Origin of the sequence: Thalassospira indica (assembly GCF_003403095.1) — a bacterium.
Classification (GTDB): Bacteria; Pseudomonadota; Alphaproteobacteria; order Rhodospirillales; family Thalassospiraceae; genus Thalassospira; species Thalassospira indica.
The window spans coordinates 3,624,090-3,639,669 of the sequence record NZ_CP031555.1; the positions used below are offsets into that span (position 1 = coordinate 3,624,090).

Annotated in this window: 11 protein-coding genes; 7 read left to right on the top strand and 4 right to left on the bottom strand. The window is 54.3% G+C overall.

Annotated elements, in window-relative coordinates; translation table 11 throughout:
* Nucleotides 1-103: 103 nt before the first annotated feature.
* Nucleotides 104-1,042, bottom strand: a complete 939-nt coding sequence (locus DY252_RS22200) for a hypothetical protein (protein WP_064788550.1) — start codon at nt 1,040-1,042, stop codon at nt 104-106.
* A gap of 200 nt (nt 1,043-1,242) precedes the next feature.
* Here DY252_RS22200 and DY252_RS17050 point away from each other — a divergent pair, with 200 nt between their 5' ends.
* The 7 genes from DY252_RS17050 to DY252_RS17080 all read left to right on the top strand — a co-directional run bounded on the left by DY252_RS17050 (nt 1,243) and on the right by DY252_RS17080 (nt 12,519).
* Nucleotides 1,243-1,767, top strand: coding sequence for a sigma-70 family RNA polymerase sigma factor (locus tag DY252_RS17050; protein WP_231959692.1), 525 nt, complete (start codon nt 1,243-1,245; stop codon nt 1,765-1,767).
* Nucleotides 1,764-2,549 carry a zf-HC2 domain-containing protein gene (locus DY252_RS17055; protein WP_064788552.1) on the top strand — a complete coding sequence of 262 codons (786 nt, stop codon included), beginning with the start codon at nt 1,764-1,766 and terminating at the stop codon, nt 2,547-2,549. Before DY252_RS17050 ends, DY252_RS17055 begins: the two co-directional genes overlap by 4 nt.
* Nucleotides 2,550-2,668: 119 nt before the next feature.
* Nucleotides 2,669-3,658, top strand: coding sequence for a hypothetical protein (locus DY252_RS17060; RefSeq protein ID WP_064788553.1), 990 nt, complete (start codon nt 2,669-2,671; stop codon nt 3,656-3,658).
* A gap of 61 nt (nt 3,659-3,719) precedes the next feature.
* Entirely contained in the window at nt 3,720-4,907 is a 1,188-nt protein-coding gene (locus tag DY252_RS17065; RefSeq protein WP_129542760.1) for an AraC family transcriptional regulator, read from the top strand.
* Between the two features lie 1,237 nt (nt 4,908-6,144).
* Nucleotides 6,145-7,863, top strand: a complete 1,719-nt coding sequence (locus DY252_RS17070) for a tectonin domain-containing protein (RefSeq protein WP_129542761.1) — start codon at nt 6,145-6,147, stop codon at nt 7,861-7,863.
* 290 nt (nt 7,864-8,153) lie between these two features.
* Complete coding sequence (locus DY252_RS17075) at nt 8,154-9,881, top strand: hypothetical protein (RefSeq protein WP_165374920.1); 1,728 nt, start codon at nt 8,154-8,156, stop codon at nt 9,879-9,881.
* Nucleotides 9,882-9,903: 22 nt separating this feature from the next.
* Nucleotides 9,904-12,519, top strand: coding sequence for a tectonin domain-containing protein (locus DY252_RS17080; RefSeq protein ID WP_129542763.1), 2,616 nt, complete (start codon nt 9,904-9,906; stop codon nt 12,517-12,519).
* Nucleotides 12,520-12,632: 113 nt separating this feature from the next.
* Here DY252_RS17080 and DY252_RS17085 read toward each other — a convergent pair whose 3' ends face one another.
* From DY252_RS17085 to glpQ, 3 genes are all read right to left on the bottom strand, one after another.
* The gene (locus DY252_RS17085) at nt 12,633-13,496 is read right to left on the bottom strand and encodes a pirin family protein (RefSeq protein WP_064788558.1); all 864 of its coding nucleotides are present in this window, start codon (nt 13,494-13,496) and stop codon (nt 12,633-12,635) included.
* A gap of 177 nt (nt 13,497-13,673) precedes the next feature.
* Complete coding sequence (gene wrbA / locus DY252_RS17090; protein WP_064788559.1) at nt 13,674-14,276, bottom strand: NAD(P)H:quinone oxidoreductase; 603 nt, start codon at nt 14,274-14,276, stop codon at nt 13,674-13,676.
* Nucleotides 14,277-14,395: 119 nt separating this feature from the next.
* The gene (gene glpQ, locus DY252_RS17095; RefSeq protein ID WP_064788560.1) at nt 14,396-15,466 is read right to left on the bottom strand and encodes a glycerophosphodiester phosphodiesterase; all 1,071 of its coding nucleotides are present in this window, start codon (nt 15,464-15,466) and stop codon (nt 14,396-14,398) included.
* Nucleotides 15,467-15,580 lie beyond the last annotated feature (114 nt).

Here is a 15,580-nt window from a genome sequence, read left to right on the forward strand (position 1 = left end):
AAGAACCCCGCCGGCGGGGGGCCAGGCGGGGCTGCAAGTTGCTACGGCCCAGGCTCAGGCCGCGGCGGTCAAAGCAGGATCAGCTGCTTTGAACTGGGATGTCTTAAGCAGCAGTGTCACCAGTATCGGCGGTGTCACCGCTATCTGCTCCGTCACCGGTGTCACCACCCGTGTCACCTGTATCTCCGGCGTCACCTGTTTCACCCGTGGTGTCGCCCGTATCTCCAGTGTCACCAGTGTCACCGGTGTCTCCGGTATCACCTGTGTCGCCTGTATCACCCGTATCCCCGGTGTCACTGCCGGTATCACCGGTATCCGGCTCGCCATCATCTGGCGTATCACTGTCATCACCTGCGCCAGGCCCGGTCAGCTCTTTCCAGCCCTTGGTAATGATGTCGCGTTCGACATCCGGCTCGACATCCGGACCGGTCGGCGCGCCAAACACCCGCTGGATCCCCGGCGGCAAAGCACCAGCAAGCCCCGGTGCATTTGCAATACCCGGCGGCATGCCTTTTTCACCAGTTACACCTTCTCTTGCAGAGGATGCACCACGGCCAACGCCCCCGGCCTGCATACCCAGACCCTTGGCGTTGGAACGCGCGGCTGCACCTTTGCCTTGTGCTTCGGCACCATTACCTTTGCCGCCGCCATTACCACCGGCATTACCACTGTTCCCCGGGCCGTCCGGGCCGCTGCGGCCATTTCCGCCGCCATTGCCGCCACCGTTACCGCCGCCAGGGCCATCATTTCCGTTACCGCCACCGGGGCCGCCATTGCCACCACCGTTGCCACCACCGTTGCCGCCGCCGTTACCACCGCCGTTACCACCGCCGTTGCCGCCGCCGTTGCCGCCGCCGTTGCCATTACCGCCGCCGTTTCCGCCGCCATTACCTTGACCTTGCGCAAAGGCACTTTTGCCTGCGACGTCAATCTGGGAAAGGTCAAGCGAAAGGGGTGTTACCACCAACGCAAAGGCGCCAAACCCGAGAATGCCCGCTGTCGTAATCCTGCTGCGCAGACTTTTCTTCTTAATGGTCAACATTGTCAGCTCCACTTCCTTAGCAGTGAATTTCGCGTTCATTTGACAGGACAACGCACGGAGTTCGAATTTTCTTCCCGGCCGTCGAAATTATTTTTCACAATATTTTTTTCGCGGCCGAGGGAAGAAACACCAAGGCCCCATCGTTATATGTTCAACAAGACCGAAAAATTGCGCCTGCGATCATGAATGGGACGTCTGGTTTGGACACTGCTTTAAGACAAGAGCTTGCAGATCTTCTGCCGCGCGCATTGCGCTTTGCGCGATCGCTGACGCGCGATGCTGTCGCGGCAGAGGATCTGGTGCAAACAGCATATGCGAAGGCGGTTGAACGGATCGAACAGTTCGAGCAAGGCACACGGCTTGATAGCTGGCTTTATAGGATCATCCAGACAAGCTGGATTGACGAAAAACGCCGCGATCAGCGCCAAGGAAATGTGGTTTCGTTCGAAGATGCACGTGACAGTGCTGTACCGGGCATAAATCACGGCGGCACCGACAGGATGTTTTTGCAGGCAGCACTTGCGTCCCTTGCCGAGGAACAGCGGGCCGCCCTGACACTGGTCCTGATCGAAGGGTACAGCTATCGCGAAGCCGGCGACATTTTGGGCATCCCTGATGGCACGGTCATGAGCCGCGTCGCCAGAGCCAGAAGAACACTTGCTGCTCTGCATGATGATGACGGCGAGACAAGAGACCAAGACAGCATTTACAGAGGTTCGTCATGAACAAACAACTTGAAGATCGCGACTACGTTTTGCTGTCTGCCTATATTGACGGCGAACTGACCCCGACGGAATGTCGCGAGCTGGAAGACAGAATTGCCAAATGCCCGGCCATGACCCGCCAGTTCAACATCATGGCGGGACAATCGGTTGTATTGCGCAATCAGTCTGAACGTCTTCTGGCCGATCGGGTTTATCCTCAGCTGTCTCAGGACATCGAAGATATCCTTGATCAGAAAAAGACACCGACAAAACACTTCGTTACCAAAAGCGACGTCGATGCACGCCCGCGCACCGTTGCAAATAACAATACACCGATCTGGACTGGAATTGGTGCTGCGGCTGCTGTCCTGCTGGCGTTTGTTGGCGGCAACTGGTTTAACGAAACCGCCCGCGATGCGGCTGTTGGCACCCTGGCATCAAACGATGCACAAATGTTTTCCTATTCGCCCGTCAACAACCCTTTGCTTGATGAACAAATCAGCATGACGCTGGAAGAAACGCTGAGCGGCGATATTCGCCAGGTCTCGCTGGGGCTTGCCGAAAACAGTGGCGGCACCATCAAGATTGAACCGCTCAGAACCTTCCGTCAGGGGACGCGTTTCTGCCGGGAATATCATGTCACGTTCCCGGCTGACCGTCTTGAAAGTGGCCCGGACGGGTTCTTTGGTCGGGCTTGCCGCACAGAGGATGGCCAGTGGGAAACAGTTTACCGACTGATCCCGGGCGTCGACCTGCCGGACCTTGGCAGCTCTGATGAAACACTGCCCAAACAAAAGCTTTGAGTAAATCGACAGCGATGAGGGGCTCCTCGTCGCTGTCGGTGTTTTTTCAACCGCAACAACCAAGCGATAAGAACCAGGACGTTAACGACCTGACAAAATGAATAAGCAGGATCAGAACAATGAATTTGCCGAACTACCAGCGCCCGTTTTTGGCGCTTTCTTGCGTTTTAAGCCTTTCATTGCTCGGAGCGTGCCAAACGCTTGAAAGTTTCGAAGATTCTTTAAACAGTCTCAATGACGGTCTGGGCGAGTATGCCGAAAAGACGGAGAATACCGGCCCGGCGCTTCCGCCCGCATCCCTGCCTGAATTCGACATTGGCGATGCCTTTGTCTATGACGGCGGACGCGCCATTTATGTTGCCGATATCAAGGCAGATCGGATCGTCTGGAATGGTGGCGATGACTATCTTTTCGAAATGACCCGCGATTTCACCGGCCCGATCCTTGACTGGTCCTACACCGATGAAGAAGATCAGAAACGATCGGGTTCTTCGACGTTCAAGGCTGGCTCGGAAGATATCTGGCCGTTGGAATATGGCGACCACGTTCGTATTTCGACCCGGTCATCCAATACGGATCCTGTCACCGATGAAGTAAACGAATATGACCAATGGCTGACCTGCACGGTCCCTGCAACCGAAACGGTCGAGGTGCCTGCAGGCACGTTTGACACCTACGTTATCGAGTGTTCACGCTATTACAAACAGTGGTGGATGCAGACAACCAAATGGTGGTACGCGCCGGAAATCGGCTTTTATGTCAAACGTGACCGTGCATGGAATTCCGGCGAAGACCACAGTGAAGAACTTGTGACATATGGCCCTGCCCCGGCAAAAATTGCGAAATCCGCACAAGACCTTTTGGCAAAAACTGTTCAGCAATCGCTTGAAACCAATAATTCCGGCGATGCGAAAACAGCATCCATCGGTGCGCTTGATATCGCGGTGACCCCGATCAAAACCGTTCAGACGGACAAAGGCGTCTGGTGCAGGACCTATCGCCAGGAACTCACCGCACGCAACCGTACCAGCAGCCAAATCAAATCGGCCTGTCGCACGGATAAAGGCTGGGTACTTGAGGATGATGTGCCGGATCTGGCCACGCAATAACCTGAACCGGTCGGCTGGATAAAAGTCAAAACCGCGACCTCGGAATTCCCCCGCCCATATTTTGGCGGGGAAGTTTTTTTTACTTACTGATTTTTTTCCCGAACGATCACCAGGACCCACTGCCCGCCAGATATCTCAATCAGCAATAGATTATCCCACGACGAGCGCGTATCATCTGTTTGTCTTCATTTGCCGGAAACAGACGCCCATAGGGCTGCATGATCCGCCGGATGGACAATTTTCCGGGTATGCACGTCGGGGGACGGCAATGACCTATCTTCAAAATCACACGATACTATCTTCGGGCGACCTTGATGAGGTCCGGGAGTCGATCAAAAACCTTGCATCACGACACGATCTGGATGTCAAAGGGCACAACGCAGAGTTTAACGCCCGCGTCGCCGCCGTGGAGTGTGATGACATCAGTCTGATGCATGTCGCATTCGGAAATTCAAGACTGACCGTCGAATCCTCCGAAGAGGATGATGATGGCCTGCTGTTATATATTGTCACGTCTGGTGCGGGTGTAGCGCAGCATTGCGGGCAAGAACTGGAATTCTTCCCAAATGCGGGGTTCATGCGCGATTTGGCCGCACCGGTCAGCGCCACAGAAGATAACTTTAGCGCCTTTGTCCTTCGTTTATCGAAAGACAAACTCAAAAACTACACCCGTTCGGTGGTTGGCGAAGATGTTGAAATAAATGGATTGCGGTTCGACCCTGTGATTGATCCCACCACACCGGGCTGGAACGTTTTCTGCAATACAGTCCACTATGTCGCCGAGGCGCTCGACGGGCCTTTGCGTGAATTGCATAACCCGATCGTCACGACCCAGATGAAAGACATCCTGGTCGCACAATGTCTGAGCCTGTTGCCCAACAGTTATCAGGACATTGTGAATGGCCGCACCGTTACCGAAGTTGTGCCCTACTACATTAAACGTGCACGTGATTACATTCACGCCCATGCCGACAAGAAACTGGGACTTGCCGACATTTCGGCTGCGGCCGGATGCGGCTATCGCGGGCTGCAAAAAGGTTTCATGGATGCCTTTGGCATGACGCCGATGGCTTATCTACGTGTTGTGCGTTTGAAACGCGTCCGGGCCATTCTGAAGGCGGAACCCTATGGGAAAACCGTCTCTGAAATCGCAAGGCAATGGGGCTTCACCCATATGGGCCGATTTGCACAGGATTATCATCGGGAATTCGGCGAACTTCCTTCTGAGACAATCCGCAAACATGGCTAAAATTCACCTCCGATATCCGAAAAGCGCCCTCAGTATCCAGTAAGCGCAGCAAACGTACGACACCATCCAATTACATGTTTCCATATCGGCGTCGCTGCTCAATTCTCCGTGCGGGGAATGGGCCGTCATGCATTAAATTTCAGACATGACGGAGAGTGGGGGAACACTCTGATAACAGGACAGTCCTGAAATCGGTCAGGACTGTCCACCCAACGACAATCAAAGCGTTGGCCTTGTTCCAAAGAGACTTGGTGTGTCGCTGATTGATCGGCTGCAAGGTAGGTAAGCGGTTACGATTTTTATACTTCTTCTCATCCCCAACGCAGTCCACGCGGCACACCTCGTGGGATGTGCGCAGTGAACCTGCCTGCTGAATGGCAGGTGGGCGGAAAGTTTACATAACAAGCGTTGTTTGGTTGAGGAAAGATCGATGGGAAGCCGTATTAAGTCTGGCGACATACTCTGGCGGGCGTTGCTCGTCCTGATCGTAGGTGCCATCAGTATCGTGGCAAGCGCACAGGACGCAAAGGCGCAGCAGACGCAAGCAGCCTTTACAGGAACAGGGCGCGCTCTTTGTGGTGCAATGGATTTGCGCACAAATGAACTATTGGGTGCATGCGGCTTCACATCTGCACCCAAAACTGGCAAGGCCGTTGGAGAATGCCCACGGGGATCCTTCTTCGACATCGGCACCTGGTCCTGTTTCTCATGTCCAAGCGGTTACAACCGAACCGGTTTTGCGGTGGACACGCAAAAGGCATGTTCAAAGCAGGTTTCAGCAGAATATAAACGCGCAACCCGCGTCGGCGCACACAAATCCTGCCCGTCTGGCTCGTTCAAAGATCTTCGCAATGGCGGTGAGTGTTGGTCATGTCCGGCCGGATTTGACCGTACCTTGTCGGCCGTGAATGAATGGGATGCTTGCGGCAAAATCTTTGAAACAGCACGTCGGGCAGAATTCATTGATCGGGTTTGCCCAGAAGGTTCGTTCCCGGATCTGAATGGCAGTTGTTATACCTGCCCTGACGGATATCGCCGTACGGCGGCCGCCGTCAGCGCGCACAATGCCTGTTTCCGCAATGAAAGCCTGGTGGCTGCAGAAAAAATAACCGCGCTGACCTGTAAAGCTGGCGAACATTTCGACTTTGTCGATGGCGGCACTTGCTGGTCATGCCCGGATGGGTCTGTAAGATCTGTTCACAGCGTCAAAACGAATAAAGCCTGCGAATACACAAATATGCGTTGGGAGTCGGCCAAACGGACGCCAAACGGACTGTTTGGCTTGCCCGGTGCGCACGAAATTGTCGCCCAAGTCATCACCGAACGCATTCGAATCGAAGGCACGATCGAAAAGTTTATCACAGACTCCAAGATGAACAAGAACGACGCCGAGGAGTATCGGGTCGGTGTTTGGAAACAGATTAAAAACGAGCCAGAAGCTTCACTGGAGCTCAAAGGTGCGGTTTACAATCACCTGTATGACGTCATCAAACGCGGCGCCAAAACCAAGCCCGAACAAGACATGGTGAACTATCTGGCAACCTATGTTCAAGACTCCCGCAAGCTAACGGCGTCAGAGATGAGCAATGTCTGGGAGAGCTGGCAGCGCGGCAGAGAGGCCTGGCGGAAATCGCGCGGAACCAATTTGGCTTCGGCATATGATACCGGTGTAAAACCACCAGATACTACCTTGGCAGCCAAGGAATTAATGCACTTGGGACCCGCTGCGGGTATCAGTTTGATCTATCTTGGCGGCGTTACAGCTGAGGCAGTGTCCCCAGCATTTGCCCAGGCTGCGTCCCGAATTGCTCTGCAAATCCTGCCTTATCGTTTCAAGGAGATTTCGCAAGGCGTCGTTGTGAGTAGCGCTGGGTTCGCTGGCGCTGCAGTCGCGCCACTTGTGGTTTTGACCGCCGCTTCTGTCATTGCGTCTTTCGCAACCGAAATTGCGCTGGAGCAGAACAAACAAGAAGCAATCGTCAAAGACGCCCTCGCGGTCGCACAGCGTCCGGTCAATCTCGCACGTCTGCTCAAAACGGATGATGGCCGAAACGAAGTCGCAGGCAACTGGGCGCTGATGACCCAGGAGCCCATCAAGCCAAACACACGGACCTGGGCGCAATTGATGCCGTCTGATAAGGCATCAAGCGGCGTGACGTTTGAAAACGGCAAGGTTGTTGTCGGCAACTTTGAAATCGATACTGCTATTGATGGCGGTCAAAATAACACTAGAAATGACACCGTCACGTTAACCCAGATTGAATCGACCAGTACAGTCGGCGCTGCTGGTCGTGCAACGAAATGGGACTTGATCCCGGGAGACGCCACCGATGTTGCGATCGGTACGGACGGAACCACCTATGTCATCGGCCTGACCAAGGTTGGCGGCGGGTATGAAATATTTAAACGCGCCAAGACGGCAAAAAGATGGACCAAAATGGCCGGTGCGGCAATCCGTGTCGCTGTTTCAGATAAAGACGCATGGGTCGTCAACGACGCGGGCCTGATATTTGCCCAATCAGGATCAAAATGGCGGCAAATCCCCGGCCCGGCGGCACAAGATATTGGCGCCAGTGCCAACGGGGTGTGGATTACCGCCGTTGACAACACCATCCATGTCCGGAATGGGAACCGCTGGCAAAAACTTCCGGGAACGGCAACACGGATCGACATTGATCAGAATGGCCGACCGTGGGTCGTAAACAAAAATGGCGATATCTTTGTCCATGACAACAACAAGAAGTGGCAAAAGCTTCCGGGCGCAGCTGTTGATATCGCGGTCGATATCCCGGGTGCGGCGTTGATCATTGGCACGGACGGCAAAACCTACCTGTTTAATGCCGCCAAGCAAGACTGGGATCCGATTGTAGACGAGCCGGACTCTAGTGCGATTGGTGCTGGCGATGGTCAGGTATGGCGGCTGACCAAAAACAATAAAATCTATCAAATGCAGTAGCGGGGCGCGGGTTGGGGCTCATCGGGGCCCCAACCCGCCCGCACGCCGAATTTATGCACCTAGCGTGCACAAGAAACATCAGGAATAGGTATTTGATGCGATTGTTTATGACGTCTCTTCGCAGCACGGTTGCGGTTTGTGCCTTGGTGACTTTGGCCGGGTGCCAGACGGTGGGTTTAAACAACGCACAGACAAAGCCGGACAATCAGTTTGTTGTTAATTCCGGGCTCGAAGCGGATGCTGTTTCAGAATTGGTCCGAGAGAGCACGCGGGCCCTCGAAGCCCAAGAAATGGATGAAGCATCCCGCTTGATCAATCTGGCCTTGAAGCTTGACGTTACCAATCCGGATTTGCAGTTTCTCAATGGCTTGACCTACCACCTGATGGGGGTGCAGGGCGACGCCAGCAAGTTTGATCTGGCAGAGCAAGGCTACAAACAGGCGCTTAAATTCGATCCGGGCAACCTGTCGGCCAGTTACCAGTTGGGCCTTTTGTACATGGACCAACGGCGCTATGGCCTTGCGCAGGCCTATTTTGCCGCGGTCGCCCTTCATCGCGGTGATGACCCGGCGGTACTGTATAGTCTGGCTTCGGCGTCATACTACGCGCGCGATCCACAAACGGCGGAAGCCGCGTTAAAACGTTTGATGGATGTGGCACCCGAGGCCAAACAACAGCCAGAAGTGCTCAAAGCTGCGGCATTGTCTTTGGCAGCAATGGATGACCGCACAGGCGCATCGGCATTTTTGGCAGCCTATCGCAAGGCAGTTCTGGGGCCGGAAAACATCGAATATCTCGAACGCCGTGTTCAGGGCTGGCAGTCGTTTTATGACAGTGACGCCAAGGTCATGATGGCACAATATGGAAATGATCCCTATGGCAGCAGTGATCCTTATGGCTCGGCAAATCCATACGGTTCACCTGATCCTTACGGTTCCAGCAATCCTTACGGCACAGCCCCGGATCCCTATGCCGCTCAGCAGCAGGACCCATATGGTGCGACCAACCCTGCACAACAGGGCTTTGCAGATACCGGCATGGTGGTCGTGGATGTGGTCCTGATCGGCACACAGGAAGATGTCCGCAATTCGCGCGGCATCAACCTGTTGAACGGGTTGCAGTTGCAGTTTGGGGATCCGCTCAGCGGAACGTCCGGATTTGGCTATGAATCCACACGGACCAAGGATTATCTGAATACCGGCTTGGAACAAAGTACGCAAACAATCACCCGGGCCATCAGTATTCCTGCGGTGACGTACTCGCTCAATATTGCCAACTCCGCCGATGCCGACAATCAGGTCCTGGCCAAACCAAGTTTGGTGGCCCAGACCGGGCAAACGTCGGAATTCTTTTCCGGTACTGAAATTTTGGCAGCTGCCGTTTCCGGCGGCAATGGCGACAGTGTTTCGGTGCAAAAAGAGGTTGGTGTCAAACTGGCTGTCACGCCGGAAATACTGCCAGACGACATGATCCGCTTGCACGTGGTTGCAGAACGTACCTTCCTGACCGACCCATCGAATTCGGTTGTGTTTGAATTCCGTCTCGATACCACCAAAACCAATGTCAATTCGACCGTCACCATGAAGTTTGGCGAGACGCTTGTTTTGGGTGGCCTCAGTGAACGCGAAACATCCAAATCAGCCGATGGCGTACCGGGCTTGATGGATATACCGATTGTCAATTTGTTGTTCTCACAGCGCATTGAACGCCAGTTCGAACGATCTGTATTGATCCTGATGACCCCGCGACGTCCGCTTTATGCCCGCCGGGCTCAGGAAGACCGTGACGTCATGATCGAAGAAATGTCGGATCTTGAACGGGACATCGAACGTCTGGAAAACCGTCACAAGGACTGGTTTACGCCGCGCGCAACCTTCAGCGAAGTCATTGAAAAGCTTCAGGGACGCGAATTCTTCGAAGAGTTCAGGAATGGAGATGTGAAAATTCAGTCTTGGCAGAACGACGAAAATGGCCAGCAACATATCGCGATGGTGCGTGACCGGTTGCTTGGTCTATAGCTTTTTGTATTCGGAGACTGCAATGCGAAGTCGTCCAATGACACCGCTCATCATGCGGTTCTGTCTGGTTTTGTACTGTGTTGCCTTTACCACAGTCTACCCGATCACCGGCGCACACGCGCAAGACAGCGCCCCATCATCAAACTGGACCCGTTTGCCCGGCACGGCAGTTGATATCTCGATCAACAGTGACGGGCAGGCCTATGCCGTTGCCCCGGATGGCACGCCGTGGCGCTGGGATGCGATAGAACAGCGTTGGCGCAAAATGTCGGGCAAGTTTGTGCGCATTTCCGCAGCCGAGGGAAATCGCCCCTGGGCAATCAGCGCCGACGGCGTGGTTTATCGCTATAACGGGCTGTGGTGGGAAAACAAGGACACCGACGTTGCCGATGTCGCCGCCGATACGCAGGGCAATGTCTTTATTGCCAAAGTCAGCGGCGAAATCAAAAAATGGTACCCCTTGCGCAGCGAATGGCGGCCGATCGACGGCAGTGCGTATCGCATTGCACTCGACAGGACGGGAAATCCATGGGCGGTGGCGCGCGATGGCGGCATTCGGTCCTATGATGGAAAGACCTGGACCACCATGCCCGGTCGTGCCCTCGACATTGCAATTGCCGGTAACGATAGGGTTGTAATTGTCGATGCCGAAGGTCAAATCAGAACCTGGAATGAAACACAACGCAGTTGGCGTATTGTCGCCGGTATCAGTGGTGCGACAGCCACCGCCGCCACACCCGATGGTGGGCCGTGGGCGGTTGTTGCCGGTGGCGTCATCATGGCAACGACATTGCTGGTTGCACCGGAAAAAATCAAAACCGAAGAAGGCCGGGCACCGGAAATTCGCGCGCCCGATGCCGTCGCCCCTGTTGATAGTGCGCCCGCGGCAATTGCCCCGGATGTTACAGCCCCGCCCCTGCCACCAGCAGCAGCTGTTGCACCACCCGCAGCACAAGCAGCACCGTCAACGGCGCCAGTCGCGGTGGCAACTGGCGCCTCCGCGTCACCTGTTACACCAAGTACAGATGCAAGTACGCAAGGCACCGGTCGAACCGTGGCCCCGTCAACCGGGAACGATCCCGGTCTTGATCCGACGACGGTAACAACGACCGAGGACATTACCTTTATCAACACCCGCGAGAACGCCACGGCTTTGGCAATCGGCCGGGATGGCAGTGTGTTTGCTTTGAACGCGGCCGGAAGTATTTTCCGCTGGTCCAACAGCCGCAAACGGCTTGAAGATTTTCCGGGAACACTGGTGCGTTTGGCAGTCGACGCAAATGGCGACCCGTGGGGAATTTCCACCTTGGGCCGGGTATTCCGTCACACCGGAAAACTGTGGAAGCAAATCCCGGGTGCAACCGGTTCAGACATTGCGATTGGCGGGGATGGATCGGTTGTCATTGCCGATGCCAGCGGAAGCCTATCCAAGCTTAATGAGGCCATGACGCGGTTTGATCGCATTCCCGGTCAGGGCATCTTGGTTGCCGTCGACCCGGAAGGAACCCCCTGGACAATTCGTTCTGACAACCTTGTCCAGCGATGCGAAAAATCACCATGCGAGGTTTTATCGCAAAAGGCCAAAAGCATCTCGATCGGTCCGGATGGCAGCGTTTATGTCGTTTCCACCAATCAATTCCTGATGCGTTTGGGTGCGGACGGCAAAACCTTTGAAGTCGTTCAAACACCGGGCCACACCCCGGAAAGCGTCGCGGTCGGCCCCAATGGCTTTCCCTGGATTGTTGCAACTGACACTATTGTACTTGCATCAAAGTTCTTTGAGCGTGACGAACAGAATGATCGCCTTGTTGCAGCCTCAACCGTCGGGGATACCACCGGCAGTGGCGATACCGCGGCTGTTGTGGATGTTACATCCCCAAGCGCGTTTACGTTTTCAAAAAACATAACTTTTGAAACATTCACTGCGGACCTCAATTCGATCGACGAGATTGCCGTCGGACAAGATGATGGTTTCTACCTGTATGGCACGCCTTTAAATCAGGGAGCAAACCAGTTCCAGAAGTTCAACACCAAGACCAAGAAGCTCGAACAAGTCACCCTGTCCTTTAATCAGGATGTCGAGAAGTTTGATGTCGCGACTGATGGCAGTATCTGGACAAACGGAAACAGTTCGAACTCGATCTATAAGCTGTCATCAACAGGCACGATCCAGCGAACCTATTCGGTGACGTCGGGCAGCATTGAAAATATATCGATTGGTCCGGATGGCACGGTTTATGTCGTCATCACCGAAAAGCTTTATCACCTTAAACCCGGAACCAACGCCTTTACCAAATTCAGCAATGACGACGTGCGCAAGGTGGCTGTTGGCCGTGCAGGTGATTTGTGGATCGCGGACAACAATAACATTGTTCAGCAATACACCGGGACAAGGTTTGAAAACCGCCCGTTGGGTCAAAGTGTAACTGTCGGAGACATAGGTGCCGGGACGGATGGCAGTGTCTATATCACCCTGTACGAAAACAATGCGTACGTTTTGAAAAAATGGAATGCGACAAACGGTTCGTTTGACAAGGTCAACAACGTAACTGCCAACATGGTCGATGTGTTGTCAGATGGCCGTCCCTGGATCACGAATAACAGTTCAGGTACCGACGTTAAACGCGCCAAGGATTAGGTTTCATTCGCTGCGCACCCATCACGAAGTGAAATGAAAAACGCCCTGACCACTCATTTGGCTCAGGGCGTTTTGCCAGATCGTCCAGATCGTATTTTATCAGGCCTCTGGCGTCAGGACGCCGCCTTGCGGACAAAATTGCCACGCTGGTAATCGTCAAACGCCTGCATCAGTTCCTGTTTGCTGCTCATGACAAACGGGCCATAGCGCACGACCTGTTCGTGGATCGGACGTGCGGCAATTACCAGCATCCGGCCACCCTCGGCACCGCCTTTAAGGGTCACACCATCCCCGTCTTTCAAGATCGCCAGATGATGGGTCGGGACATCTTTGCCGCCAACAACCGCATCGCCGATAAAGACATACACCACTGCGGTGTGCCCTTCGGGCAGCGGGACGGTGATTTCTGTACCGGCATCAAGTTTCGCATCAACAAAGACCGGATCGGTCGAAATGCCGTTGATCGGGCCGGTTGCGCCATGCATGGAACCAGCCAGAAGGCGCAGCTGTGCACCATCCACCGGGGAAATTTCCGGCAGTTCATCAGGCTCCATATTCTGGTAACGCGGATCGATCATCTTGTCCTTGGCCGGCAGATTGATCCAAAGCTGGAAGCCCTGCAAAAGACCGTTTTCCTGTTCAGGCGTTTCGGAATGCACAATCCCGCTACCGGCGGTCATCCACTGTCCACCGCCCGAACGCAAAATGCCCTCATTGCCCATGCTGTCCTGATGGCGCATCGCCCCTTCGACCATATAGGTCACGGTTTCAAAGCCGCGATGGGGATGTTCCGGGAAGCCTGCGATATATTCGTCCGGGTTATCGGTCGAAAGTGAATCAAGCATCAGGAACGGGTCAAGCATATCAAGCTGTGGCGTCCCGATAGACCGTCGCAGCGATACGCCCGCACCATCGGATGTATCCATCGCGCGCAAGACACGTTCAACACCGCGTGCGTTTTTCACAGACTCAGACATTTCAAAACTCCTCTGCCTGTCGGCATTCTTGCCAGACAACATTTCATACCCCGCATGGTCGCACAAAACTGTCGCCAAACAAGGTCCAATCAGGCACCTGATTGTTTATCAAATCGCAACAAAAAAAGGCAGCGCAGGAACCCTGCACTGCCTTGATCAGATCAGACGACTTGAAAATCAGCCTGCAAGTTTGGCGGCAAGTTCTGCCACGTGCTTGCCCTGGAACTTGGCGATATCAAGTTCGTTCTGGGAGGGAGTACGTGAACCATCGGCACCCGCAAGCGTACCGGCACCATAAGGCGAACCACCGGTGATTTCGTCCATATTGGTCAGGCCAGCACAGCTATAAGGCACACCGACAATCACCATGCCCTGATGCAGCAAGGTGGTATGGGTCGAGGTGATGGTGGTTTCATGACCACCATGCTGGGTGCCGGTCGAGGTGAAGACAGAACCAACCTTGCCGATCAATTTGCCTTCGGCCCAAAGACCACCGGTCTGGTCAAGGAAGGTGCGCATCTGGCCTGGCATGTTGCCAAAGCGGGTCGGCACACCAAAGATGATCGCGTCATATTCCGGAAGATCGGAAACCTCGGCAACCGGGGCAGCCTGGTCAAGCTTGGCACCCGCGCCCTTGGCGACATCTTCGGGCATGGTTTCAGGCACGCGTTTGACATCAACATGCGTCCCGGAAACACCGCGTGCACCTTCGGCAACGGCATTGGCCATGGTTTCGATATGACCATACATCGAATAATAAAGTACCAGTACTTTCGCCACGTCATCCTCCTTGGTTGAATTTCGTCGGCTTGCATAGTGACTTAAGAATGCACCCCTGATAACGGCCAGCTTGGAAACAGTCTGTTCGTCATCGGATGCGACCCCGTCAGGCGTCTGGATTAAGCATCAGGATTCCGGGCCAGATACTGCACGACCTGATCGGGGAAGTCGGTAAAGATGCCATCAATCCCGGCATCATCAAAAATGGCCTTAAGCGCGATCTGCATATCCCCCGCCCATTTCGGCAACTGATCAGCCCGCAGGGTATAGGGATGAACCTTCAATTGCGCGCGCTGGGCGGCAATCAGGGTTGGCGTCATGATCGCCGTGCCATTCTCGCTCAAACCTTCAATAACTTGCGGCAACCACGGCCCGATACCATCAACGACACTGGCCATGTCGGTGATGCCGTCGTCAGATTTCAGATAATCATAATCGGTTCCCTCTGGCGCGCCCCAACGGTTTTCACCGATAAGCTGCACCAGCTTGCCCTGATAGTTAAGCTCTTGACGAATACGCTTGGTTTCAGACCAGTCAAAGCACTGCACAAAGGCATTTGAGTCCGGGTTATTATACCCCCACTTCTCCATCACCGCGATCACGGTTTTGGCAATGTCCTGCCCTTCCGCACGATGAAACGCCGGATCCTTGATTTCCGGATAGATGCCGACATTGCGCCCGGTGGAGTGGTTCAGTCCGTGGATCAGTTTAATCTCTTCTTCAAGGGTCGGGATATTGAAGATGGCAAACTCAGCCGGAAAGCGATCCGCATAGACCTGTTTGCCGGTATCGGCCTTAAACCTTTCGGTCACATTAAGTGTCTTAAGTTCGGCAAGGGTGAAATCAATTGCGTAGTACCGCCCGTCTTCACGTTTGCGATCCGGGAATTTTTCCGCAACGTCGGTGGTGGTATCAATGTGGATATCGTGCAGGACGACCGGAACACCGTCCTTGGACAGAACAACATCCTGTTCAATGAAATCTGCCCCCATGCCATAGGCCAATGCCTTGGCCGGCAGGGTATGTTCGGGCAAATAGCCCGACGCCCCACGATGGGCAATCACCACCATTTCCTGATCAAGTGCCTGCGCATGTACTGAATTGACCGCAGCTGTAACAGGCATCAACGAGACGGCGGCAAGTCCGCCAATCGCCAGCAAGGTCGACTTGATCATTTTGCGTAACAGCATCCCGGGTATCCTTATCCAGTGTCCTTTTTAAGCAAAGGACTATAGGCGCGGATTGGCAGCACAGAAACGCGTCACCGCGTCTTGGGTACAATCTTCATCAAACTGTTACAGGAA